The 24,732-nt window shown below is 39.0% G+C and carries 21 protein-coding genes, 1 riboswitch and 1 other annotated feature; of the genes, 5 read left to right on the forward strand and 16 right to left on the reverse strand.

Translation table 11 applies throughout. The features are described from left to right. Positions 1–211 precede the first annotated feature (211 nt). Both bsdcttw_RS24340 and bsdcttw_RS24345 read right to left on the reverse strand, forming a co-directional pair. Positions 212–1,285 (reverse strand): NADH:flavin oxidoreductase, encoded by a 1,074-nt coding sequence (locus bsdcttw_RS24340; protein ID WP_185257342.1) that lies wholly within the window; start codon positions 1,283–1,285, stop codon positions 212–214. 199 nt (positions 1,286–1,484) lie between these two features. Next, entirely contained in the window at positions 1,485–1,838 is a 354-nt protein-coding gene (locus tag bsdcttw_RS24345) for a hypothetical protein (RefSeq protein ID WP_185257343.1), read from the reverse strand. 261 nt (positions 1,839–2,099) lie between these two features. Between bsdcttw_RS24345 and bsdcttw_RS24350 the strand changes: the two genes are divergently transcribed. After that, entirely contained in the window at positions 2,100–3,164 is a 1,065-nt protein-coding gene (locus tag bsdcttw_RS24350) for an iron-containing alcohol dehydrogenase family protein (RefSeq protein WP_185257344.1), read from the forward strand. Positions 3,165–3,235: 71 nt separating this feature from the next. On the opposite strand, the gene bsdcttw_RS24355 is transcribed toward bsdcttw_RS24350, so the two are convergent. Beyond that, positions 3,236–3,703: a hypothetical protein gene (locus bsdcttw_RS24355; RefSeq protein WP_185257345.1), complete on the reverse strand. Its 468-nt coding sequence runs from the start codon at positions 3,701–3,703 to the stop codon at positions 3,236–3,238. 245 nt (positions 3,704–3,948) lie between these two features. Between bsdcttw_RS24355 and bsdcttw_RS24360 the strand changes: the two genes are divergently transcribed. Next, complete coding sequence (locus bsdcttw_RS24360) at positions 3,949–4,392, forward strand: MarR family winged helix-turn-helix transcriptional regulator (RefSeq protein ID WP_225903746.1); 444 nt, start codon at positions 3,949–3,951, stop codon at positions 4,390–4,392. A 75-nt stretch (positions 4,393–4,467) separates the two neighbouring features. After that, positions 4,468–5,067 carry a nitroreductase family protein gene (locus tag bsdcttw_RS24365; protein WP_185257346.1) on the forward strand — a complete coding sequence of 200 codons (600 nt, stop codon included), beginning with the start codon at positions 4,468–4,470 and terminating at the stop codon, positions 5,065–5,067. 142 nt (positions 5,068–5,209) lie between these two features. Here the strand turns inward: bsdcttw_RS24365 and proS are convergent, their stop codons facing one another. From proS to metK, 7 genes are all read right to left on the reverse strand, one after another. After that, a complete protein-coding gene (gene proS, locus bsdcttw_RS24370; protein ID WP_185257347.1) occupies positions 5,210–6,643 on the reverse strand; it encodes a proline--tRNA ligase in 1,434 nt (477 codons plus the stop codon). 129 nt (positions 6,644–6,772) lie between these two features. Continuing rightward, positions 6,773–6,974: a binding site (T-box leader), on the reverse strand. Positions 6,975–7,017: 43 nt separating this feature from the next. Then, positions 7,018–8,100: an AI-2E family transporter gene (locus bsdcttw_RS24375; protein ID WP_185257348.1), complete on the reverse strand. Its 1,083-nt coding sequence runs from the start codon at positions 8,098–8,100 to the stop codon at positions 7,018–7,020. 177 nt (positions 8,101–8,277) lie between these two features. Beyond that, on the reverse strand, positions 8,278–9,123 hold the full coding sequence (locus bsdcttw_RS24380; RefSeq protein ID WP_185257349.1) for a cytidylate kinase family protein: 846 nt from the start codon (positions 9,121–9,123) through the stop codon (positions 8,278–8,280). A gap of 98 nt (positions 9,124–9,221) precedes the next feature. After that, positions 9,222–9,500 carry a TM1266 family iron-only hydrogenase system putative regulator gene (locus tag bsdcttw_RS24385; protein ID WP_185257350.1) on the reverse strand — a complete coding sequence of 93 codons (279 nt, stop codon included), beginning with the start codon at positions 9,498–9,500 and terminating at the stop codon, positions 9,222–9,224. An 81-nt stretch (positions 9,501–9,581) separates the two neighbouring features. Then, a complete protein-coding gene (locus bsdcttw_RS24390; protein ID WP_185257351.1) occupies positions 9,582–10,271 on the reverse strand; it encodes a response regulator transcription factor in 690 nt (229 codons plus the stop codon). Position 10,272: 1 nt separating this feature from the next. Next, positions 10,273–11,772 carry a sensor histidine kinase gene (locus tag bsdcttw_RS24395; protein WP_185257352.1) on the reverse strand — a complete coding sequence of 500 codons (1,500 nt, stop codon included), beginning with the start codon at positions 11,770–11,772 and terminating at the stop codon, positions 10,273–10,275. Positions 11,773–11,974: 202 nt separating this feature from the next. Further along, positions 11,975–13,162 carry a methionine adenosyltransferase gene (gene metK, locus bsdcttw_RS24400; protein ID WP_185257353.1) on the reverse strand — a complete coding sequence of 396 codons (1,188 nt, stop codon included), beginning with the start codon at positions 13,160–13,162 and terminating at the stop codon, positions 11,975–11,977. Positions 13,163–13,325: 163 nt separating this feature from the next. Next, positions 13,326–13,422, reverse strand: a riboswitch (SAM riboswitch). A 185-nt stretch (positions 13,423–13,607) separates the two neighbouring features. Here metK and bsdcttw_RS24405 point away from each other — a divergent pair. Then, complete coding sequence (locus bsdcttw_RS24405; RefSeq protein WP_185257354.1) at positions 13,608–14,684, forward strand: HD-GYP domain-containing protein; 1,077 nt, start codon at positions 13,608–13,610, stop codon at positions 14,682–14,684. Between the two features lie 213 nt (positions 14,685–14,897). Here bsdcttw_RS24405 and bsdcttw_RS24410 read toward each other — a convergent pair whose 3' ends face one another. The 3 genes from bsdcttw_RS24410 to bsdcttw_RS24420 all read right to left on the reverse strand — a co-directional run bounded on the left by bsdcttw_RS24410 (position 14,898) and on the right by bsdcttw_RS24420 (position 17,574). Next, positions 14,898–16,199, reverse strand: a complete 1,302-nt coding sequence (locus bsdcttw_RS24410) for a UDP-N-acetylglucosamine 1-carboxyvinyltransferase (RefSeq protein ID WP_185257355.1) — start codon at positions 16,197–16,199, stop codon at positions 14,898–14,900. Between the two features lie 199 nt (positions 16,200–16,398). Next, positions 16,399–16,920 carry a shikimate kinase gene (locus bsdcttw_RS24415; protein WP_185259949.1) on the reverse strand — a complete coding sequence of 174 codons (522 nt, stop codon included), beginning with the start codon at positions 16,918–16,920 and terminating at the stop codon, positions 16,399–16,401. Between the two features lie 93 nt (positions 16,921–17,013). Then, the gene (locus bsdcttw_RS24420; protein WP_185257356.1) at positions 17,014–17,574 is read right to left on the reverse strand and encodes a flavin reductase family protein; all 561 of its coding nucleotides are present in this window, start codon (positions 17,572–17,574) and stop codon (positions 17,014–17,016) included. Between the two features lie 209 nt (positions 17,575–17,783). Between bsdcttw_RS24420 and bsdcttw_RS24425 the strand changes: the two genes are divergently transcribed. Continuing rightward, positions 17,784–18,131, forward strand: coding sequence for an Ig-like domain-containing protein (locus bsdcttw_RS24425; RefSeq protein WP_185257357.1), 348 nt, complete (start codon positions 17,784–17,786; stop codon positions 18,129–18,131). A 30-nt stretch (positions 18,132–18,161) separates the two neighbouring features. Here bsdcttw_RS24425 and bsdcttw_RS24430 read toward each other — a convergent pair whose 3' ends face one another. From bsdcttw_RS24430 to bsdcttw_RS24440, 3 genes are all read right to left on the reverse strand, one after another. Beyond that, complete coding sequence (locus bsdcttw_RS24430) at positions 18,162–19,805, reverse strand: putative manganese-dependent inorganic diphosphatase (protein ID WP_185257358.1); 1,644 nt, start codon at positions 19,803–19,805, stop codon at positions 18,162–18,164. Positions 19,806–19,880: 75 nt separating this feature from the next. Next, positions 19,881–21,953 (reverse strand): tetratricopeptide repeat protein, encoded by a 2,073-nt coding sequence (locus tag bsdcttw_RS24435; protein ID WP_185257359.1) that lies wholly within the window; start codon positions 21,951–21,953, stop codon positions 19,881–19,883. Positions 21,954–22,244: 291 nt separating this feature from the next. Next, on the reverse strand, positions 22,245–24,584 hold the full coding sequence (locus bsdcttw_RS24440) for a Crp/Fnr family transcriptional regulator (protein WP_185257360.1): 2,340 nt from the start codon (positions 24,582–24,584) through the stop codon (positions 22,245–22,247). Positions 24,585–24,732: the final 148 nt, after the last annotated feature.

The following is a 24,732-nucleotide window of genomic DNA, read 5'->3' on the forward strand; positions in this document are numbered from 1 at the left end:
CCTGTATGCTATTCTGCATAAAAACAGTGGTATTTAGCCAAATAATGAAACCGCTCCATATAAAAAGATGCTCACTTAGTGAAACTGCGAGCATCTTTCTTATAAACTTACCTATTCTTATAAAACATATTATTATTAACTTACCTATATGAACCAGGCCCAAAACTTTGCTGATTACCTATCGGGAAAAGCTGACTCTTTGGTATTTATCTTAGTTGTTAAAGATACAATTTGTCTCTTTTCCGAAGCACTTCGAACAGGATATACACTTTGCCGGTGTCCTATCTCCGCTCAACCAGCGGTTAACCAGCTCCGGCTCTCGTATAAATGGCCGGCAAAGGGATATATATTCTATGTTCGTTTTTGCTATTACCTCTTCTATCTTGGTAAAATCCCGGTTTCCGCCTACTAATATAACCGGAATATCAATTTCTTCTGCAATTTGTGCAGCATACTGTTTGAAATAGGATTCCGTTTCAGGAGTGATTTTTCTAATAGTCCCCTCATTCACCCTCGCTGATGGAATACCGCCGCTGATTTCAATCGCTGTTACCCCGGTATCCTGCAGCATTTTACAGACATGTCTGCAATCTTCAAAGGTAAGCCCGCCTTCCATGAAGTCATCACAATTGACTTTCACAAGCACCGGATATTCTTCTCCTACTACTGCTCTTACCCGCTGTATGGTTTCCACTACAGCTCTTGCTCTGTTTTCTATGGTACCGCCGTATTCATCGGTTCTTCGATTGTAATAAGGGGTAAGAAATCTGCTCAGAAGATATCCATGAGCAACATGGATTTGCACTCCGTCAAACCCTGCCTTTTTTGCTCTAGCGGCTCCATTGGCAAAAGCCTCCTCCATCTTATGAATATCTTCTATGGTCATTTCTTTTGGTACTGTCTGATATACCAGATCAGTTACTTCACTTGGACCCCATAATTCACCCTCTAAGGTACTTTTATTCTGTGCCCCGTTGCACACAAGCTGTACTATGATATTTGTATCATAGCTATGGATAATATCAGTCAAATTCTTATATTCTTCAATAAAAGAGTCGTCATAAATTCCCATTTGACCAGGAACTAACTTTTCTGCATCTGTAACATTTGTTAATCCGGTTATAATAGTGCCAACTCCGCCTTTTGCAAGGTTTTCATAGAGTTGAAGCAACTTTTGTGTGGTATGTCCTTTTTCATCTGCTCTTCCGTCATGGGTTGCCGAGCGGATTATTCTGTTTTTCATCCGCATACCTGATAGTTCAGTGGTATCAAATAATGTTCTCATTTAGTCGCTCCTTTAATAGATATTTATTGTATAATCCATTGATATACATAGGTTGAGTTCCTGCTCTTGTTCTCTTTTTCATTCAATTATATTTTGGAATTCATATTATATGTATATGCATATATTATTCGTTTCATCTATAATTGTCAAGCAGTTTTTCTTGAAAACACTATCCATCGTAACCAGCAGCAAAAAGTAATTAGCTTCTATCTCCAAGTGCAACTAAGATCTGATTCGTCCTTTTTTCCAGATAATTTTCAATATAATCATGCTCTTCGTCATTAACAACAAAAAAGTTTGCATAGTAATTGGGATCAGGGTTTCCGCCCACACCCCCATAATATTTTATCCCATCGATTATCACAACATAATCATTATACCAGGATGAAAACACAGTCCCAAGTGGCCTATCCGGCTTCCCATTAAATCCAAGAAACTCACAGACTTTTCCTTGCTCTCTTAAATACTTAATAAATCCGATAATCGGTTCTTCCATTGGATTTTTAAAATATTTATCCGGTATGATAATATCAATTTTATTATCAGATGTCATGAAACTCCTCCTCATAAGACTATACTGCACTCCAAATCCATGGTATTATTATACAGTAAATATTTAACTATAAGCAATACCTTTCTTAAACACGGCAGCTAAAATCGTTATAAAAAATAATGAATGTCAATACTAATAATGTCTTGCAAATGATTAAAATTAATTATACATTTATAAGAGAACAGGTTGAAAGCTCAGACTTTTTCAATTATGCTTTACCAATATACAATGAATGATTAGGTATTCACGAAAGGAGTTATTATGGGTATATCCATGCACAGAATAGAAATACCAACTATTATGGAGGTCGACAGTAACAGACTTGTACATGTGGGTTCCTATATTGAGAGGGCCGGAATCTCGAATGTTGCAGTTTTTTTTGGTGAGGGAATAAGGGATCTCTTCGGAGAAGTTATCCTGGATTCTATTCAAAAAAAGCCCTCCCTCAACCTGCTGAATACTTATGATTATGATGATATCCGCCTGGAAAGCCTGATATCAATAGCCTTTACCCTTCCCAAAAATATTGATGCTATTATAGGCGTCGGAGGCGGTAAGGTATTAGATGCTTCCAAATACATTGCTTTTCTCAATAATGTACATTTTATAAGTATTCCTACTTCCACCTCTAATGACGGCTTCTCCAGTTCAGGGTGTTCGCTGATTATAGACGGGAAGAGAACATCCGTACAAGCAGCCATGCCCTTTGGATTAATCGTCGATCTTGATGTTATAAAAAATGCCCCGGCAAAATTTATATACTCCGGTCTGGGTGATATCGTATCAAAGATTACTGCTATTTATGACTGGTATTTTGAAGAGCATAATCACAAAGCGAAGGTAGACGATTTTGCTGCAATGCTTGCCCGAAAGTCCGTCAACAGTATTGTACGTATGCCTTATACCGATATTACCGAAAAGTATTTCTTAAAGGAAATGGTGGACTCTCTGACTATGAGCGGAATCTCCATGGAAATAGCCGGCAGCAGCGCACCTGCCAGCGGAAGTGAACATCTCATCTCCCATGCCCTCGATAAAGTTGTAGCTTTTCCTCAGCTCCACGGAATCCAAGTTGGCGTTGCCACCTATCTGATGAGTTTAGTCCAAGAGCACCGGTATGAGAGAATAGAGAAATTCCTAAGCGAAACAGGCTTTTTTGATTACGTTGAAACATTGGGTATGAAGGCTGATGATTTTGAAGAGGCAATTGATTTTGCACCATCTATTAAAGTAAACAGACATACCTTTATCCATGTGGAAGAGAATCGTCTGAAAGCTAAAATGCTTCTAAGAGAAAATGACATACTACGAAGGGTACTTAAGTAATGACATGTAAAGGGGGGTAGGAGCATGCTTATCATACGGGAACTTTTGGATAGCGATATGCTGGAAGTGACTTACTCGTCTTCATCCTGCTCTGCACTGTAATAATGGACTCCTACCCTCTTTAATACCAGATAATGAGCGCCTTTTAGTGACTTAATCGTTAACTTTAATTCATATTGCTTTCTTACATCCATTAATGACTCGTTGGCATCTGTTATTAAGGTATGTACATCGTAACTATTCTTAAAATCTATTGTTTCAAATTGTGGTATATTAAAATTCTTATCTTGCAATGTATAAGAGATCTTATCGATATAATCTTTTTTTCCGTCATATCCAATATACTCAAAATAGAGTGAATCATGATTTGTTCCGTTTATCTTAATAGATGTATAGGTTGCCATCCATTCATCGTCTTTTCCATAAAACGCGCATACACCATCTTTTGTTTCATTGTATTTTGCTACAAACTTTATACATGTAACAATTATTACGACTGTTAATGCAATTAACCCAATTATATATATACGTTTTTTCATATCTCCTCCTTTTTATCTCATATCATTTAGATACAAAGTAATTTTTCTGCTTACTTTTATATGGAATAATATCTATTATACTTATACTATCCAAGTAGTCAACTACTGCTTGTACTATCTTCATAACAGTACATATCCTTATGGCTAGCATTCATTTTATTTATAATTAATTTATCGAAAATATATTTTATAAAATTTAATTTTACCCTATTGACATTATTACTAGTTAGTAGTATATTAGAGCCATGGAAAATAAATCATTATTAAATACACAAACCGAATTGAATATGCAGACCCTGCGGATATTGAACCGATGCAGCCAAAGTGTTCATAAGAAAGAGCTCAGTGTTATTAAGGATAGCGGACTTACCGCCTCCCAGTTCGAAGTTCTGGAAGTCCTCCGAGATCTTGGAGATTTAAGAATTAGCGACATCATTGAGAAGATACTTGCTACCGGCGGCAACATGACAGTTGTTATTGATAATCTGGCAAAGGATGGATTGGTACAGCAATCAGTAGATCCTCAGGATAAGAGAGTAAAGCTTATTCGAATAAGCGATAAAGGAAAAGCCCTGATGGATGATCTGATTCCCCGTTATCTGGATAATATTAATACAATCTTTGATAAGCTGCCAGAAGCAGAGAAAAAAACCTTAAGAGAAATTCTAACAAAACTATCAGGCTTATAAAATCTTAGACTGACAGGGTATAGCAAAATACATTTTTAAACACAATATTATTATATTAAATCAGGAGGATTTACCATGAAGAATTTTTTAGAAGCAATTGAAAACAGACGTACTGTATATGCATTTAGTAAAGAATCACCCATATCCGATGAAAGAATTCAAGAAATTGTAGGGCTTGCCGTAAAGCATTCTCCTTCCGCTTTCAATTCTCAGAGCAGCAAGGTTGTATTATTATTCGGAAGCGAACACGATAAGCTTTGGGATATCGCTCTGGAAGCCTTAAGAAAAATTGTTCCTGCAGAGAGCTTCGCTTCCACAGAGGAAAAGATTGCATCCTTTAAGGCAGGACATGGAACTGTCCTCTACTTTGATGATAACGGTATTGTAGAATATCTGCAAAAAGAATACTCCCTATACAAAGATAACTTCCCTGTATGGGCTCAGCAATCAAATGGTATGTTACAGCTTGTCGTATGGACTGCATTGGAAGATGAAGGACTCGGTGCCTCCCTCCAGCACTACAACGAACTGATTGAGGAAGCTGTTAAGAAGGAATGGAATCTTCCTGCTTCCTACAAATTAATCGGCCAGATGCCTTTTGGTAAACCTACCGCCGCTCCCGGTGAGAAATCTTTTGTACCACTGGAAGAACGTTTTAAGGTATTTGGAGCTTAAGCTTATTCCTAAAAATTTCGATAGATTAACCCCTTTTAACTCCCCTCCAAAAGATGAGGCAAGGTTTTATACCTTGCCTCATTTCCGTTTTAAAACATATTATCCTGTTTCACTACATATTGCCTTTAGTATTCAGTGCTTATTAATAAGCTTTGCCCCAATAAACCATAGCTTTTGCTTTCTTACCGCAGCATACGCAAGTATCTGTGATTTCTTCCTGCTTAAAGGGCATACATCTGGAAGTAGCACCGGTCTCTTCCTTTATCTTATCTTCACATGCCTGGTCACCGCACCACATTGCTTTTACAAAGCCGGGTTTTGTAGCAACTTCTTCCTTTAGCTCTTCAAAGTTACCAGCCTGATAAGTATGGGAATCTCTGTGGACTCTGGCTCTCTCAAGCATTTCTTTCTGCATGGTTTCAAGAACTTCTCCTACCTTTTCTTCCAGGCTGTCTAATGATACTACCAGCTTTTCTCTGGTGTCACGGCGTACGATAACTGCCTGATTTTCTTCGATATCTTTCGGTCCAATCTCAATTCGGATGGGGATTCCTCTCATCTCCTGCTCACTGAATTTCCAGCCGGGACTCTTATCGGTATCATCTACTTTTACGCGGAAGGCACCCAATTTATTCTTAAGTTCTGCAGCTTTTTCAAGAACTCCTTCTTTATGCTGTGCGATAGGAACAATCATTACCTGAGTAGGTGCTACTCTGGGAGGCAGTACGAGACCGCTGTTGTCACCGTGCACCATAATAACAGCACCGATAAGTCTGGTGGTCATACCCCATGATGTCTGATGAACATATTGGAGTTTATTATCTTTATCCGTATACTGGATATCAAAAGCATGAGCAAAGCCGTCTCCGAAGTTATGGCTGGTTCCGGACTGAAGTGCTTTACCGTCGTGCATTAAAGCTTCTATGGTATATGTGTCTTTTGCACCGGCAAACTTCTCTTTGTCGGTTTTCTTACCTCTAATCATTGGTATTGCAAGTACTTCTTCACAGAAGTCAGCGTAAAGATTCAGCATCTGGATTGTTCTCTCCTCTGCTTCTTCCGCTGTAGCATGGGCTGTGTGTCCTTCCTGCCACAGGAATTCTACGGAACGCAGGAAAGGTCTTGTAGTCTTCTCCCAACGTACAACAGAACACCACTGGTTATATACCTTGGGCAAATCTCTGTAGGATTGTATAATATTAGAATAGTGGTCACAGAAAAGTGTTTCAGAGGTAGGTCTAACACACATTCTCTCCTGCAGGGGTTCCAACCCTCCATGTGTTACCCAGGCAACCTCCGGAGCAAATCCTTCTACATGGTCCTTTTCTTTTTGCAGCAGGCTTTCCGGTATAAACATAGGCATATAAACATTCTCTACCCCAGTTTCTTTAAATCTTCTGTCCAATTCTCTTTGGATATTTTCCCAGATAGCATAGCCGCCGGGTCTTAAAATCATGCACCCTCTTACGCTGGAATAATCGATCAATTCCGCTTTTTTAACTACATCTGTGTACCACTGGGCAAAATCCTCTTCCATGGAGGTAATTGCTTCCACCAGCTTCTTTTCTTTCGCCATAACGGTTTCTCCTTTCAGATCTTGTGTGAAATCATATCTCCTTCACACAGGTTTTATTAATAAAGGTAATAGGAGGAAGCGACATTACTTAAGCTGCTGTAAAAAGGCAATAAAAAAAGTCCTTCCTCCACAAGGGACCGAAAGACCTCGGCGGTACCACCCTAATTAACTGTTCCCAGTTCACTTTGACACCGTTAACGCCGGTTCTACGCCATACTTTCATACAGTGCTCCAAGGTAGGTTCTATAAGTTTATCCTGAGAATCTCTCACCAATCTATTCTCTCTCTGGGAGGACAAATATTATATACTATTCCTTATCATTGCTTTGTATATTGATTTTATGCCACCTCCAGGTCTTTGTCAATCTATTTTTTTACTCCTGATTATCTGGCGTTACTTCCGGTACTTTACGTCCATCGATCCGGTTTACAGCTTCTTTTATGATGGTTACTATCATAACCAGACCCACAGGCCCAAGGAGAAAGCCAAATAAACCGAATACCTTAACTCCTACATACATTGCCATCATAGTATAAACCGGCTTAATACCTATACGGTTTCCAAATAGCCGCGGCTCTACTGTATTTCGTAAAAGCATGCAGCTAACATATGCTGTCAGGATAATAGCTGCCGAATAGACGTCTTTCTGAAACAGGCTGATAATTGCCCACGGTACTAATATCATACCGCTGCCGAGTATAGGAAAGGCATCAACTACTCCGATACCAATCCCGACTAAAAGAGCGTATTTATTATGAATCAAAAACATGGAAAGGGTACAGATAAGAGAGATAAACAGTAACATAATACCCTGGGTTTTCAGATATGCTTTTCCCATATGGGATAGTTTTGAGGTGACTATCTGAATATCTTTATAGAAGTAAGAATTTCTTACCCCTTCTTTATACTGTTCCTCATCCTTAATCAGCAGTAAGATGCTAACCAGCATAATTAGGAGAATACCAATAAAACCTACCATTCCAATCAGAAGATTTATACTTCTTGTGGTAATCACCGGCATTATCTTATTCTTAATAACGATCAATACCCCATCAAAATTGGTATAAATAAAATTCTGCACTGTACCAAGCTTTATACCCAGTACTTTATCGCATCCGGAACAAAGAGAATCGATATAACCGGTCAAAACAGCTAAATAGATCGGGAAATTCTTTAGTAATGCTACCACCTGCTGTAACAGCATATCACATACATAATAGACGATAAAACCGACTAGAGCACTTAGTAAACACAATGACAAGATTGCCCCTAACAGCTTTGGTAGCCTTAGTTTTTGATTTAGAAACCTCACAAGGGGCAGAAGCGCCGCAGCTATTAGATATGCAATAATAAAGGGAGCAAACAGAGGCAGCACATATTCCAATCCGATATACACTCCTGTAACCGTAAGAATAACAACCCCTAATATCTTTACTTTTTTATTTACCTTAAACATAATAGCTGCCTCCTTTCTGTGCTCCATAAATATTGTCCGATAAAATTAATTTAAGGAATAGAACCAAAGAAATAAAAATAAAAACAGAGGTATTGATTAAATACCTCTGTTTTTATTATCTTCCAAAACCTTATTTGTATGTTAGGTGATTATTTCATCAATTTCAAAAGATTGGCTTTATTGATTATTTAAGGTTGTAAACAAAAATGGAATACCGGCTTCTCTCGCAGCCTTTACATCCTCTAATCCGCTTAAGATTTTATAACTATCTCCGTTCTTTTCTGCAATGATTTTAACCTCCGGAAGGTTAGCATCCACAAGATTAGCATCCCAGCGTTCTTTTGCCTTTTCATAAACTGAAATCTTATCCTTTAAGATATCTGCTTCTTCATTTCCGATTTCGTCTTTGTATAAAGATTTCGGAGATAACAATACTCTGGTTGTCTGTACCATCTGACCATGATTGTCAGCTACCAGAGCATAATAATCTTTTGCTTCTTTCATGATTGTTGAAGCAATAAGCTCCGGAGAGGAGTATGTGCTCTCTACAACCAGATTATAATTGGAATAATCAAAGTATTCCAAATTATAAATATCTTTGTAACGTACATTCTCTGTCTGTGCTCTCATATAAAGCTTTTCTTTTGCTTCCTCTAAGGAAGAATACTGCTCTTCTGTTCCTCTGTTGTCATTCATAACTCTTTCTGCGGCAACATTTAAATCCACGGCAAGAAATACTTTAAAAGATTTTTCTACAAAATGCCAGGCCAGCCTGGAGTCAAAAATAATATTCTTATCCGGATTTTCTCTGGAGATTCTGGCGGTTGTGTCATCTATCATGTTATCGTATTTATGGTCACTGCACATTAACTGGTTCATCTCAAGGGTCGTCATGTTCATTTGTCTCGCCAGCTCCCGCTGAACCTTCCCTGTGGAATAAATCTCAAAGCCGTACTTGTCCTCCAATATCTTACAGATTGTAGATTTGCCGCTTCCCAGATTTCCTGTTATTGTGATATGCATAGTGTCCTCCTATTGTTTCCAAAAGCTTGTCTTAAAAGTTTAATGGTTAACATTATAACACGCTATATGCCACAAGTAAAGCCCGTCAGAGTAACGTATTACAGCCCTAAGACATCTTCGTTTTGAGGTGCCCCCGCTTTGGAATAAACTGTTTTTGCACTTATTCCCTCTAACATACCAAGCTTTCCTGATAAGGAATTAATGGTGTTATTGTCAGCCTCAACTACAATGCTGATAATGTTCATCTGCTGGTCTCTGATTGGAAGCCCCATTCTGCCGATGATGAACTTTCCGAAATCATGAAGAATATGGTTGACCTCCTCTACCTGCTCCAGATTTTCAACAATAATACCAACTAACGCAATCCTCGTCTCCATTTTCGCCTCTCCTTTTCATTTTTCTAATATAGACATAACAATCTAATATTATTCTGTACCAAATAAATGCCCCGAACTCTACTACACCTTAAAACGATATCCCACGCCCCATATGGTTTCAATATACTGAGGTTTTGAAGTGTTGAACTCAATCTTCTCCCTGATTTTTTTGATATGCACGGTAACCGTGGCAATATCTCCTATGGAATCCATGTCCCATATCTTCTGGAATAGCTCCTCTTTGGTATAAACCCTGTTAGGGTTCTCCGCAAGAAATGTAAGAAGGTCAAATTCTTTCGTAGTAAAGCTCTTTTCCTCATTATTAACGTATACTCTTCTGGCTGTTTTGTCAATCTTCAGGCCTCTGATTTCAATAACTTCGTTTTCCCTGGCGCTGTCACCGATCAACCGTTCATAGCGGGCAAGATGTGCTTTTACCCTTGCCACCAGTTCGCTTGGACTAAAGGGTTTAGTAATATAATCATCTGCACCCATGCCGAGTCCTCTGATCTTATCAATATCCTCTTTCTTAGCAGAAACCATAAGAATAGGAATGTTTTTTTCGCTTCGGATATTCTTGCATATCTCAAACCCATCCATACCGGGAAGCATAAGATCTAATATTATCAGGTCAAATTCTTCCTTTAAGGCTCTTGTAAGCCCCTGGTCTCCGGAGTTTTCAATCTCCACCTCAAAGCCGCTAAGCTCTAAGTAATCCTTCTCCAGCTCTGCAATTGCCATCTCATCTTCCACTATCAGTATTCTGCTCATCCTAGACATCCTCCCTGCACTTTCTTAATGTGAAATAAATGGTAGTTCCTTTATCTTCTTCACTTTCGGCCCATATAGTTCCCATATGGTCCTCTATAATCTTCTTTACAATAGCAAGTCCAAGACCGGTACCTCCCTTGGTAGAATTCCTGGAAGCATCTGCCCGGTAAAATCTTTCGAATATAAAAGGTATATCCTTTTCTGCAATTCCCGGTCCGTTATCTTCTATGCTGATCACAACTTCTTCCGCTCTGTTAAAACTTGAACCCTCCATAATCCGTATGCTAATACGTCCCTGCTTCTTTCCCATATATTTTACGGAATTTCCGACGATGTTGCTGATTACGCGCTTTAATTGCTCTGCATCTGCATTGACAATCGTACTCGGATCCGTTTCATTATGGTACTCTACTTCAATATTTTTAACTTCAAGATCGAGAGTAATCTCTCCCAGACAGTCTTCAAAATAATTACCCAAATTAATACAGGAAAAAGTATAAGGCATGGTATTGCAGTCAATCTTGGAGTAAAAAGAAAGTTCATCTACCAGTGAGGATAAATCATTGGCCTTAGTATAAATAGTCTTTATATATTTCTCCTGTTTTTCCCTGGTGTCTGCGACACCATCCATAATACCCTCCGCATAGCCTTTTATTGCCGTTATCGGAGTTCTTAAATCATGAGAAATATTGCTGATTAATTCCTGCATCTCCTGTTCGTAGCGAAGCCTGACATCAATCAATTCCTTCAATCGGATTCTCATTTCTTCAAAGTCCACACAAAGTCTTCCAATCTCATCCTCCGGGTCACCTTCAATAGAATAATCCAGATTCCCTTCCTTCATAGCATTGGTAGCAGCATGAAGTGTATTAATAGGAATAATTATACTTCGGTATATCCATAGTATCAATACGGAAGCCGTAAGGATAACAATAGATACCAGAGATAACAGGAGCTGAATAGCGGAAGCTTTAAACTGAGGAATGAGGGTATCAAGCTCTGTAATAATAAATATACTTCCCTTTGACCCATCTGCGAAATAAAAATCCTGCTGCTTTAATAAAAGCGGGTATTTACCGTCAACATATAACCCGCCTTCTGCATTTCCCGTGTGTTCTCCAAATGCAGGCATACTTGTTATTATTCTATCGAACCTGTCCGTATCACCGGCATAAATAAAGTCGTCGTCCTTTCGAACGGCAATGTAGGAGTACTTTCCTTTTAATTCTTTTTGAAGATAGCTGATATATTCTTCATCCCCGAACTTTTCCGGATCCTTTTGTGCTGTCAGAACAATTTCATTATATACACCCCGGGTCAAACGGCTTAATAGCTGTACCGGATTAGAAATAGCGGTGATTGAATTCGTCTTAACATCATAGGTTTGCTTTATTGCATTATTCTGATACCCGATAATAATGCTTAAGGCAAGGCAAACCAGCATAAGAGGTATTGTAGTTATAATAAGAAAGGCTGTAAAAAGCCTGCTCTTTAATTTCAAGGTAATGACCTCCTATCAAATTATTCCATTGTTTCTATTCGTATTATACCATATGCCTGATAGTTCTACACCGAAAATAACTATGAGCTTTCTAAATATTTTATGAACTTATAGGGTTTTCTGATTAATTCTTTGCCTCATAAACAAAAAAAGGAGGCACTTTAAGCTAATGCTTTGTGCCTCCTGCCGTTATTGCCGGTATTTATAAATATTTCTTCAGTAATTCCACTTTATCTGTCTTTTCCCAAGGTAAATCAAGGTCATTTCTGCCAAAGTGTCCGTAAGCTGCTGTCTGCTTATAGATAGGACGTCTAAGATCAAGCATCTTGATAATTCCTGCAGGACGAAGGTCAAAGTTCTCTCTGATGATTTCAACTATTTGTTCTGAGCTTAAGCTGCTTGTTCCGAAGGTATCCACCATGATAGATGTAGGCTGTGCCACACCGATAGCATAGGATAACTGGATTTCGCATTTATCTGCAAGGCCTGCTGCCACAATATTCTTTGCTACATAGCGGGCTGCATAAGCTGCTGAACGGTCTACCTTTGTGCAATCCTTACCGGAGAAAGCACCGCCGCCGTGACGTGCATATCCGCCGTAGGTATCAACAATTATCTTACGGCCTGTAAGTCCGCTGTCTCCGTTGGGTCCGCCGATTACAAAACGTCCGGTGGGATTAATAAAGAACTTTGTCTTGTCATCTAAGAGCTCTGTGGGAAGAACTTCCTCAAAGACATACTTTTTGATATCTGCATGTATCTGTTCCTGGGTAACATCGGGATCATGCTGAGTAGATAGAACTACTGCATTCAGATGTATGGGTTTTCCTTCTTCATTGTACTCCACTGTAACCTGGGACTTTCCATCGGGTCTTAAATAAGGCAGTGTGCCGTCTTTACGAACTTTGGTAAGCTGTCTGGTTAATTTGTGGGCCAGAGATATGGGATAAGGAAGGTATTCTTCCGTCTCATTGCTGGCAAAGCCAAACATCATACCCTGGTCTCCCGCACCGATTGCCTCTATCTCATCTTCGGACATCGTGTGTTCCTTGGCTTCCAGTGCCTTATTAACGCCCATGGCAATATCCGGTGACTGTTCATCCAGAGCAACCATAACACCGCAAGTATTTGCATCAAAGCCATACTCAGACCTGTCATATCCAATCTCACGAATGGTATCACGTACGATTTTCTGAATGTCAACATAGCCCTTTGTAGTGATCTCTCCCATTACCAGTACAAGTCCTGTTGTTATCGCTGTTTCACAAGCGACACGGCTCATAGGGTCCTGTTCTAGCATAGCATCTAATACCGCATCCGATACCTGATCGCATATTTTATCGGGATGCCCTTCTGTAACTGATTCTGAAGTAAATAATAATTTGTTCATGTCATCTCCAATCTGTGCCTGCCAGCCTGCAAACAGCCTGCGGCACGCGTTCAATGAAAAGTGTGGTTACTTCTCTTCCTATCTCTTGTGCAAAACCTTTGCAAGGATTATTTTATGCAATAAAAAAAGTCCTGCTAAGTGGACTTGAAAAATACATCAAATCCTCTTATTGTTCGATTACTCGCTCAGGTTGGCACCTTCCGCAAAGGGGGTTGCCGTGACTTCATAGAGCCTTTACTCTCCGTCACTCTGAATAAGAGAAATAATTTATAAAATTTTATGTTACGTAAATGAGAATATAGTATTAGTCAGCTTTTGTCAAGCATTTTTTTATTGACATCTTTCGGTGTTTTTTCTATACTTAAGCTATATATTGGTATTGACAGATGCCTTAACATCTGCAGCCATATGCGCCGGATAAAGACGCGGATAGGAGCGTATTAGTGTGAGTAAACAAAGAATATCCATAAGGCAGGCAAAGCCCGGTTTAGTAGTAGCAGATGATGTCTATAATTCAAACAATCAATTGGTAATATCCAAAGGAGTAGAATTAACTGACCGTATAATTACAAGATTGAAATTTAATTCTGTTAGCGAATTCAATATTGTCCTTGACACAGATGAACCACAAGTACCGGTGAAAGAATCAAGTTATTCTGAAAAAGTTCGCCAAAGTGCTGAGTTCAAGGAATTTCATTCCGAATTCACCAAAAAAGTGGATTCTTTTAAGAATCAATTAAACAAATTGACAGACAAGAATGAACCTATCGATGTGGATAATCTTCTAGCGCATACCTCCGACCTGATGCAAAAAAGCAGAAATGGATTACATGTATTTGATATGCTTCACTGTATGCGTGAATATGATGATATAACCTATGTCCATTGTATGAATGTATCTCTATTGGCGACTGTATTCGGACAATGGCTTAAGCTTCCCAAAAGCGAACTGGAAACTCTAGCACTGGCAGGCTTACTCCATGATATTGGTAAACTCTCCCTTCCCGGAGAATTAATCAACAAACAGGAAAAATTATCTCCCAGTGACTATGTAGCAATAAAAACTCATACCATTCAAGGCTATAATGTTCTAAAGAATAAAGGCCTGGACCCCAGAATTGCAAATGTAGCCCTGATGCATCACGAAAGATGTGACGGCAGCGGGTATCCCTATAGAACGAAAGGTGATCAGATTGAGCCTTTTGCCAAGATTATCGGAATCCTTGATGTATACGATGCTATGACTTCCTCCAGAGTGTACCGCCCTGCCCTTAGCCCTTTTGAAGCAATCTCGGTGTTTGAATCGGAAGGACTCCAGAAATACGATCCCACATACATACTGATCTTTTTGGAAAAGATAGTACAGGCCTATGTTGGTAACCGTGTTCGTTTAAGTAACGGCAGAGAAGGAGAAATTCGTCTGATTAATCAGCATGCCCTGTCAAAGCCTGTGATTCAGCTTGATTCAAGCTTTGTTGATTTATCAAAAGAAAGAGATCTGACTGTGGAAGCCATCTTATAATAGGTTGCAGTGACCCATTTATAGCCATTTTATAACCTGTTGCATTTATCATATATATGTATAACACAATTCATATATAGTTCTATAATAATATGTCGTGAATGTAAATAAAACATATAAAAGCCGGTAAAATGAATTGTCCTATAAGTTAGATATTCATATCCTACTTATAGAGCAGTTCATATTGCCGGCTTTTTCTCTATCATTATCTGATTAGCTTACCTTAAGTTTAAACTTCTGGATAGCCTTTTCGTCTTCCTCATCTACTTTGGCCATAATAGCGCCTAGTCCCTGCATCTTTTTTTCAAAGTTCTCGTAGCCTCTTTCAATATATTCAACCTGTTCTACAAGAGTAAAGCCCGTAGCTGTAAGCCCTGCTATTACAAGGGCAGCTCCGGCTCTTAAGTCGGGTGCACTGACAATAGCTCCGGTAAGGTTCTTAACTCCTACAATAACCGCGGTATTCCCTTCCACCTTGATATTTGCTCCCATTCTGGAAAGCTCATCTACGTAGCGAAGTCGATTCTCAAATAGTGTCTCGGTTACGATACTGGTTCCTTCGGAAGTAACAAGCACTGCTGCTATCTGTGGCTGCATATCTGTCGGAAACCCAGGATAAGGCAAAGTCTTGACATGGGTATGCCCAAGGGTTCCCTTTGCATTTACCCGAATGGCATCATCATATTCTTCTACCTGCACCCCGATTTCTATGAGTTTGGCAGTTAATGCTTCCAGATGCTTCGGTATAACATTTTTAATCAGAACATCTCCCCTGGTAGCTGCAGCCGCAAACATAAAGGTTCCGGCTTCAATCTGGTCGGGAATGATTGTATAATCTGTGCCGTTTAATTTTTCAACACCTTTAATACGGATAACGTCCGTTCCGGTACCTTTTATATTAGCACCCATACTGTTCAGGAAGTTCGCAACATCTACTACATGTGGCTCCTTCGCAGAGTTTTCTATAATGGTAACTCCTTCCGAAAGACAGGCTGCAAGCATGATATTGATGGTAGCTCCAACACTGGCGCAATCCAGATAAATATGATTTCCTTTTAAGGCATCGGCTTTAGCTTTTATCATTCCATGTTCAATTTTTACAACGGCTCCTAATGCTTCAAGACCTTTGATGTGCTGATCTATCGGCCTGCTGCCGATATTACAGCCACCGGGTAATGCAACCTGAGCTTTTTTATACTTTCCTAAAAGTGCTCCTAAAAGATAATAAGAAGCCCTGATTTTACGTATAAAATCATAATCAATTCCGATTTCGGAATCAATGTATTTTCCATCTACCCTAACTGTATGCTCATCTATTCTTTCCACTTTCGCGCCGATTTCTTCAATGGCCTGTAAAAGTACATTAATATCACCGATATCCGGTAAATTGCCGATAACCACCGGTTCATCCGTCATAATAGCCGCACATATGATTCCAAGTGCCGCATTTTTTGCGCCGCCAATAGTGACCTCTCCCTGTAAGGCCCTACCGCCTTTTATTATATATTGTTCCATCACACACCTCTTATCAGCTTACTTCCACATAAAACTAAAACCTCTTTCCCTTATGCTATAAGCAAAGAGGTTTCATCATTTTGTTCTATATTAAATTCATTCATTTGTATTCATTCGAAAATAACTAAGCTCTCATAAACCTTCTTGATTATACCATAACATTAAGGTTTGTAAATAACTTTTCACATTTTCTGTAATCCTAGAGCGGCTTTTTGATAAAGCTGCGGATTTCCTCCGCTATCTTCTCCATAAGCTCCTCTGTGTTTAACTGTTCCCCATTCACTGTAACATGTGCATATTTTTCATAAAGAGGACATCTCTCCTCATAAAGCATCTTAAGATCCTGTCCTTTTCTTAAGACGACCCCTCTTTGCTTTATATTCCCCAGACGATCGGTAATCGTATTCAGCGACAATTTAATATAAACAACAATTCCGATATCACGAAGGTGCTCCATTGCTTCTTTTCCGTAAATAACACTTCCACCTGTGGCAATCACTGTATTTACAGTATCTATTTTACTATTAATCTGATTTTCAATAGCCAGAAAACCATCTATTCCTCTTTTGTCAATGATATCCTTTAATAATTCACTTTCCTGCTCCTGAATTAATAGGTCGGAATCAAGAAATTGATATCCTAAGACCTTAGCAAGGATAACTCCAATGGTACTTTTACCGGCTGAAGGCATTCCAATTAAAACAACATTTTTCATAGGCATGTCCTTTCGCACATAATGTAGTGATTATAACATCTTTATTACTCCTAGCCAAGCATTTTTTATTTTTTCCCGAATGGCAGGATTTCATCCTGCTTATTTTTTTACACTATATCCAAAGGTTCCCATAAGCTCACCAAGACCGTAGTATTCTCCATGGGAATACACCACAGGTTTAGCCTGGTTTAAGTCAAATTTACCTTTTTCATTCATATACCTGCTGTCTGCATGAACTCCCAGCACTTCCGCCAAAAACATATCATGGGAGCCAAGGGGAATAATCTCCTTTAATTTGCATTCAATATTAACCGGAGCTTCTCCAATACAGGGAGCGTCCACATACACCCCTTTTACAGGAGTTAATTTCATCTCCTTGAACTTGTCTACATCCTTACCGGATTTGACACCGCAGTAATCAGCCGCCCGTACCAGACTTTCGTTTGTCAGATTTATGGTAAATTCACCACTATCTTTTATAATACCATAGGAATGCCTTATTTTTCTAAGGGAAATATATACCATAGCCGGATTCGTACAAACCGTTCCCGTCCAGGCTACTGTAATTATATTATTCTTCCCGTCTCTTCCTTTGCAGCCTACCATAACAGCAGGCAGGGGATAGAGCATATTCCCGGGTTTCCAAAATTCCTTGTTCATATTTAACTCCCATCTGCGTGCTATAGCACGCGTACAAAATCTGGGTGAGGAGACTTCCTTTTCCTCTTACTTCTTCTCTTATTCCTCGAATTTCGACACTATCATTTTTATACATTCTATTGTATAATAATTTTATGAAACTATATTTTACTTAAAAGTAAATAACGCACATACCGCTAACCATACAATATTGTTAAGGAGGCATGAAAATGGCTGACAATATAATCTTAATAGAATCCGTAACACAGAATGTTCAGGATAAGGTAAAGCAATCCCTTAAATTCCGCACCGGCAAATTTGTCTGGCGTGTTAAGTTTACTGCTCCTCTTGATCCTGCTACTGTTAATAATAGAAATCTTTACGTAACTACTCTCAATCAATTGCCTTTAAAGACTTATATCCGTTATGACACTATTAATAAATACATAGAGATAGAGCCCTTAGAGCCTTATTCCCAAAATGAATCCTATATATTAACCATAACAAGAAACGTAAAATCAAAGGGCGGCAAGAATCTTAAGACTCCTGTTACCCTTCAGTTTAAAATTCAAGACTGATAAAAATTGCTTAAACTGGCTTTACCAGAATTAGTTCTCCTGTAAAGCCAGCATCAGTGCAGGAATAACCTGTTTCTTTCTTGATACCACATTCTCAAGGTGAAATGCTTTATCATTCTTATTAAAATGAAAGGTATTGATTAGCAGCTCCTTGGCCCCTGCTCCCTGGTACAAAAACTCAGTCGAGCCATCCATAATACTGGTCAGCATAAAGAATAGCATCTCAACACCGTGTTCATGGTAAGCTTTTTGCATATAAGGAACCAGAGACTCCTTTATTTTATCCAGCTCTTCCCTGCTCATAGAGCTTATCTGCCCCACGCCAAAGGTAATATCTCCGGCGGTAAATTTCTTAAAATCCTGATAAAAAATCTCTTCCGGACTCTTGTTGGTCAAATCACTGCCCGCAGCGAACATTCTTGTTGCATACTCTTCTGTCTTTATTCCCGCAATCACTGCCAGGTTTTCAGCTGCCTGTTTATCCATCTCCGTACAGGTGGGAGAACGATATACCAAGGTATCTGAAAGTATGGCGGAACATAATAGTCCTGCTATCTGAGGTTCTATCTCAATCTGATGTTCCTGATACATCTGATAAATAATCGTAGCCGTGCAGCCAAGGGGCTGATTTCTGAAAAATACCGGATTGATCGTTTCAAGACTGCCAAGCCTGTGATGGTCAATAATTTCCAGTATTTCTGCGTCTTCCAGGCCGTCAACTGCCTGAGACTTCTCATTATGATCCACCAGAATAAGCTTCTTTCTTCTGGCTCCCAAAAGGTTACGCCTGGAGATCATCCCATAGTAGTGACCGTCTTTATCCAAGATAGGAAAGTCCCGGTGCCTCTTCTGAGCCATAATTCCCTTTATATCCTCGATATAATCTTCCTTTGTAAAATACAGAATATCTTTATCTGTCATAAAAAAGCGGATTGGTATACTCTGGTTAATCAATCTGGCTGCAGTAAAGGTATCATAAGGAGTTTTAATAATAATACAATTATTATTCTGAGCCATCTTTGTAATCGTCTTGGAAACACTGGCGCCATCACAAACAATAATACAACCCGCATTCATCTCGATTGCACAGAGCTGGGATTCATAGCGGTTTCCCAGAATCACCACATCATCTTTTTCAATATAGTTTTCCATTAGATCCGGATTGGCTGCGGCTATTAAAACCTTTCCGTTATGAAAAGTTTCCTCTCCTGTACCTACAATCAGCTCCCCTTCCAGGGTTTCTACCAGGTTTCTGCAAGGTGTTGCAGCTTTTGTAAGTATCCGGTTATCGTATACATCCATATAGGATTTTGTAATATCCCCTACAGTAATAAGCCCTTCCAGGTGATCTTCTCCGTCTACAATTGGAAGTGTAACCACATTACTCTCTCTCATATAGGACCAGGCTTCCTTTAAGGATATCCCATTCTTCACGCCTTTTGTTCTGCGGACTTCAATATCCTTCACCTGTGTACGGACATCCGGCAGGTAACTTGGCGCACTGACCTTAAAGGCTTCTAGTACAAATTTCGTTTCAGAGTTGATATGCCCTGCCCTCTTTGCTACGTAATCTTCTCCCGTCAGCTTTTGCTTCAGGTGTGCATATGCAATTGCTGAACAGATAGAGTCCGTATCCGGATTGACATGCCCGATTACAAATATCTGGTTTCCCATCCTACTATAATTCCTCCGTCACATTTCCCAATTTATATTTTTTATATCCTATTATCTTTTCAATTCCTTACACTATTATTTCTCGGCAGCTATTATATCCTCCTTGGTAATATATAACAGGTCTTCTTCTGTGAGTTTTCCGCTGCTTAGTATGTCCCCTAACAGTGCCTTGTATCTTTCTCCTGCAGCTTTTTTTGCTCTAACTGCGAGTTTCATCGCTTTCCCATAGGCATCTGGGTCGTTTCCTGTGGTTGCTGACTCTATTGCATTGGTAATGGCCTCTTTTGCTTCACTTTTTAATATATAATTATTGTTTTCCAGGTATCCTACGGCAAAGAGTACCAGTTGCTTTAAAGTATATGTAGTAAGACAAATTTCATAAGCAAAATACTCTTTTAACAAAGGATATTCTTCTAAAAAGCGACTAATCTCCTCTTGGCTTCCTTCCAGAATAGCGAAGATGTTATCTCCCATGCCTCTGAAAAAAGAATATAAACCTTTCGCTGCCTCTGCCTGAATCTCACCCGGGTTCTCTATGATAAGGGAGCAGCCATTCAGTTTCTCTTTCTGTTTTCGTATGTCCACTTTATTTAGATTCTCACCGGAAATCTTTGCAATTCTATCAGACTTAATCCAGTTCAGATAAAATAAGCCTTTGCAGATCTTTAAAGCCAGAGAGGTCTTACCGCTCTGCTTTTCTCCGATAATGCACAAAAATCTGCTGTTAGAAGAATCTGAAAGTATTCCTTCCAGACTACGACGGAATTGTGTTTTAACTTTTTCTGATAATAGAAATCCGCCCAGTTCTTTCTGATAATCAAAGGATGCTTTTTCAAACAAGGTGAATATACTCTCTTCTGCTGCCTCTTCATTTATTTCTGTTTCTTTTGTTTCTTCCGTTTCTGCTATTTCTTCTGTTATTTCTCTTGCTTCTGTTTCTTTTCTTGTTTCTATTTTTTCTTTTGCTTCTATCTCTTCTCTTGCTTCTATTTCTTTTATAACTTCTTTTACTTCATTTTCTTTAGTTTCTGCCTTATCTTCCGATTCTGCTGTTTCTTCGGTTTCTGCTAATTCTGCCATTCCTTCTGTTGCTGATTTTCCTTCAGTTACTTCCGTTTCTGCTATTTTTACCTTTCCTACGGTTACTCCCTTTTCTGCTGCTTCTCCATCTTCTTCGGTTTCTTCTTTTTCTGTTGTTTCTAATGCTTTATTTATTGCTGCCATTTCCCGGACTTTTCCGTTTTCATAAAAAAAAGCATGGTTATATTCCACATGGTCATTCCCTGCTGTTTCTTCTGGTTCTGCCATTTTAGAATCTGTGCTCCTGAAATCTGCGGTTACAGCTTCCGGTATCTTGGATTCTGTTATCGCATTTCCTCTTTGCTGTGTATGCCTTTCTGGTACTGTCTTCGTTTCCTCTCCAGTTCCCTCAAGGGATTCTGCCCTTTCCTCTTCCGTCCCTGACAAATATTCATTTATCTGCTCTCTGATGTTTCGATAGTCCTTTGTCTTATCAAGTCCCAGCCTCTGGATTGTCTCGTTTCTATCTTTTGCCTTCAGGATGTGCACCGGGTCAATCTCACCAACATAATAAGCTTTTAGAAGCTTTGCCTTATCTACATAGATGCCCTCACCGAACCAGAGTATGATATCGGAACATTCACGGATACATTTATCTTTCATTCCTGCTTTGTGATAGAGTTTTGCAAGTTCATATGCCCAAACTTCAATATATTCGAATTCTTTTAGTTGTTCCAGTGAATCAATAAGAGTATCTGCTGGTTCTCCTTTCAGTTTATCAATATAGTATCGAAAAATAAAACGGTAAGAATCATGAGGCGCAGCTTTCTGATACCGAAGCAGGTATTCCTCTGCCTGTTCCACATCTTTCTGCTTAATCGCCAGTTCTACCATCTGGTAAATAACACGTCTGGTTTTGGATTTATCATATATACGGTTAAGAAGCTCCATCGCTTCGTCAAATCGTTCATTTTCTGTCAGCACATCTGCAAGTATACTTAAATCCGTCAGCGATTTTATCCTGTGCAAATCCATGGTGTCAAGGATTCGGACAGCTCTCTGGTATTGCCCTTCATCTGTTAACTTACGGATTTCTTCTATCTTTACTATATTATCATATCGTTCCATAGCAGCCTCCTTTTCGTCACCAATATTGCAAATATTTGCTTTATTTCATCTATCTTACCATTTTCACTGTATTTATACAAGTTCTTTCCCGGCTCTTTCAATCGCAAATCAAATGGTAAATACATGTAACTATTTTTCCGGAAAACCCTTTTAGTAATCTTTCCGACTGTCAGGAGCTATTGATATCAGGCACGCAAAAAAGGCCCTGTAATGCTACAGCAGCCTTTTTGTTAAACGAATCTTAATTATTATTTATCAATGAGTACTATGAGAATATAAGCTTAAGCCCTCTTATAAGTCCTTATAAAAACTCAAGGTATCTTTCAGTTCCTGTGTGAGTTCTCCGCCTTCTTTTTCAATGACCCGGTACCTTAATTCGATGTCCTTAATTTTCTTTATGGTATTCCTTGAGAACCGCTCCATGGCTTCTGAAAATAAAGGCATTCCCTTTAACCGTTCACGGATTTCCTTTTTAAAAGGACAATAAGTAGCAACAATCTCTCGGGCAAAGCGGTTGAGCCTGACAGCTCCGGTAGACTCGCTCTTCATCCATCCTTCGTAATCAATTACAAAGATTTCCCTGTAATTGTTTTTACCTTTTTGTATCTGCGCTTTGATTTTCTCACGCATCTCTTCGGAAATCTCTCGGTTCTTACGGTAAAACTGAATGTAATCGGCATACTCCGAAGTCAGAGATTTCTCCTTAATATTATTCCAGGCATTTCCCTGTATGCTTCTGCAAAGTTCCCAGCGGAACTTGCCAAGTACTTTAATCATCATGTCATTGAAGTTGGCATCCACAAAGATCGGAAATATAAAACGTCCTTCCCTGCTCTTCTTCTTCCCAGTAATTTCCTGCCACATTACTCCGTGAAAGCCCATTACCGGCATAAGAATGATATCCGGATATACCGGCTGCATTACATATTCTTTTGCAATTCCCTTTTGCTGATTTACATACATTATCTCACGGTGGAAGACAGAATAGTCAATTTCAAGCAGGCTTTGGATTGTGTCATTAACGCGCTTAGGCGTTAATAACATATTCTGAAAACCTTTTACAATACTCTCTCCCCATAAAAAGGGTACAAAAGTGCTGAATTGACCGTTTACTACCTTGCTGTTATAACGGAACATATTCTGCATCTCATATTTTACTCGAAGTACAGGATTGACGAGGGCATCTTTCTCTCCCTCTTCCGTAATCTCCCCTCTTTTACGGTTATTCCGAAGCCAGTCCGGATATTCCTGATCGAATTCGTTCTTAGATGGTTCCTTCTCGCCATTATATACACAAAGCAGCCAGGATTTAATATCATAAACCTTACATAAACCGGTCTGCTTAAGCAGTTCATCATCCAGGAAATACAATTCCCTCAGCTGATCTGTCGTTAGAAGGCGCTCATCCAGAAAACCGTATTTCAAGAAAAGATCAATTACCTTCGGAACATTACTGTCCTTGCAGGCTTTTAAAAATACCAATTCATATATTTCATAGAAATGCTGGGTAAGCCTTCTGCGAAGCACCCTGATTCTATCGTCTGTTGAAAATTTATCCCTCAAATTAATAAAGTCCAGCAGTCCCTGTGCCATATCCTCTGTTTTTTCCAAATCATACATGGCATAATTGCATATCTGCTGAAAACTTCCTTCCAGTACGGATGTTACTTCTTTTGCTTCGTTTTCTGTATATTGGAAGTTATTATCAACCTGTTCTTTACGATTGGAGGTCTTGGATATCAGCATGTAATAAATCTCTTGCATGCGAGCTCTGTCAACACTGCACTTTTTCCCAAGCTTTTCTTCAAAAATATTCTCCAGATTATTAATATGTTCAATGATGGCATCCACCACCCGGATTAACTCTCTGTTATCTCCGCCGGTTTCTTCAATGCTGATTGCAAGGGAAGCATACCCCTTATAGAGGCAATTATCCGAACTGTTAATAAGTCCAAGTATAAGCTTCTCAAGATAATCTGCCATCCTGCCGCATTCTGTCAGCATAAGGCTGATTAATTCCTGGGTATCTTCCAGGGTATATAACGTTACAATCTCCCCGTAGGAGCAGAAGGCTTTCCAGTGATCCACTGATATTTTAGCGCATTCCTTATAGTATTCCAGCTTTCTGTCGTCTAAAATAGACTCTTCAATATATGGTTCCAGTTCCGTTAATACTGTTACCGGGGTAACGGAATATCCCAGCTTATTTCCGATTTCTATATATTTCTTGTGATATTTATCAGAAAAATTATAGACATCCTCTGCCGCATTATGAAGCTTTGTATATATCTTTTCTATCTCAGACACATACCGTGATAAAGAGGCTGACATTAATCCTTTATAGTCCTTATTTATATTAAAGATATCTGTTATCTCTTCCGTGTTCTTTACCGGAAAGCTATAAAACAAGACTTCATCAAAGGCTTCATAGGTGCAATGATAATTACCAAAGGCTAAATCACTAATCCCGATAAAATTACCAGTTCCAAGAAGCACCCGGCTTCCTTTGCTTTTGGCAAGCACCCTGCCCTTAAGGATAATTGATACTCCCTTTATCTGTTCTCCTTCCAGATAGATTGTTGTATTCTTATCTACTTGATTTACTGCATTGTGATTAATTATTATTCCCATATCCCACCTCATCTATCTTTTGAGTATAATCCCATTATAATCTATAATATGACAATCCGAAAGATGAATTTTGCATATTTGTCTGTTACGGGTATAGTAAAAAAGGACCAATAAGCTAAATATATTCTGTTAAAAAAAGAAGAAATAA

It is taken from the genome of Anaerocolumna chitinilytica, assembly GCF_014218355.1.
Lineage (GTDB): Bacteria > Bacillota > Clostridia > Lachnospirales > Lachnospiraceae > Anaerocolumna > Anaerocolumna chitinilytica.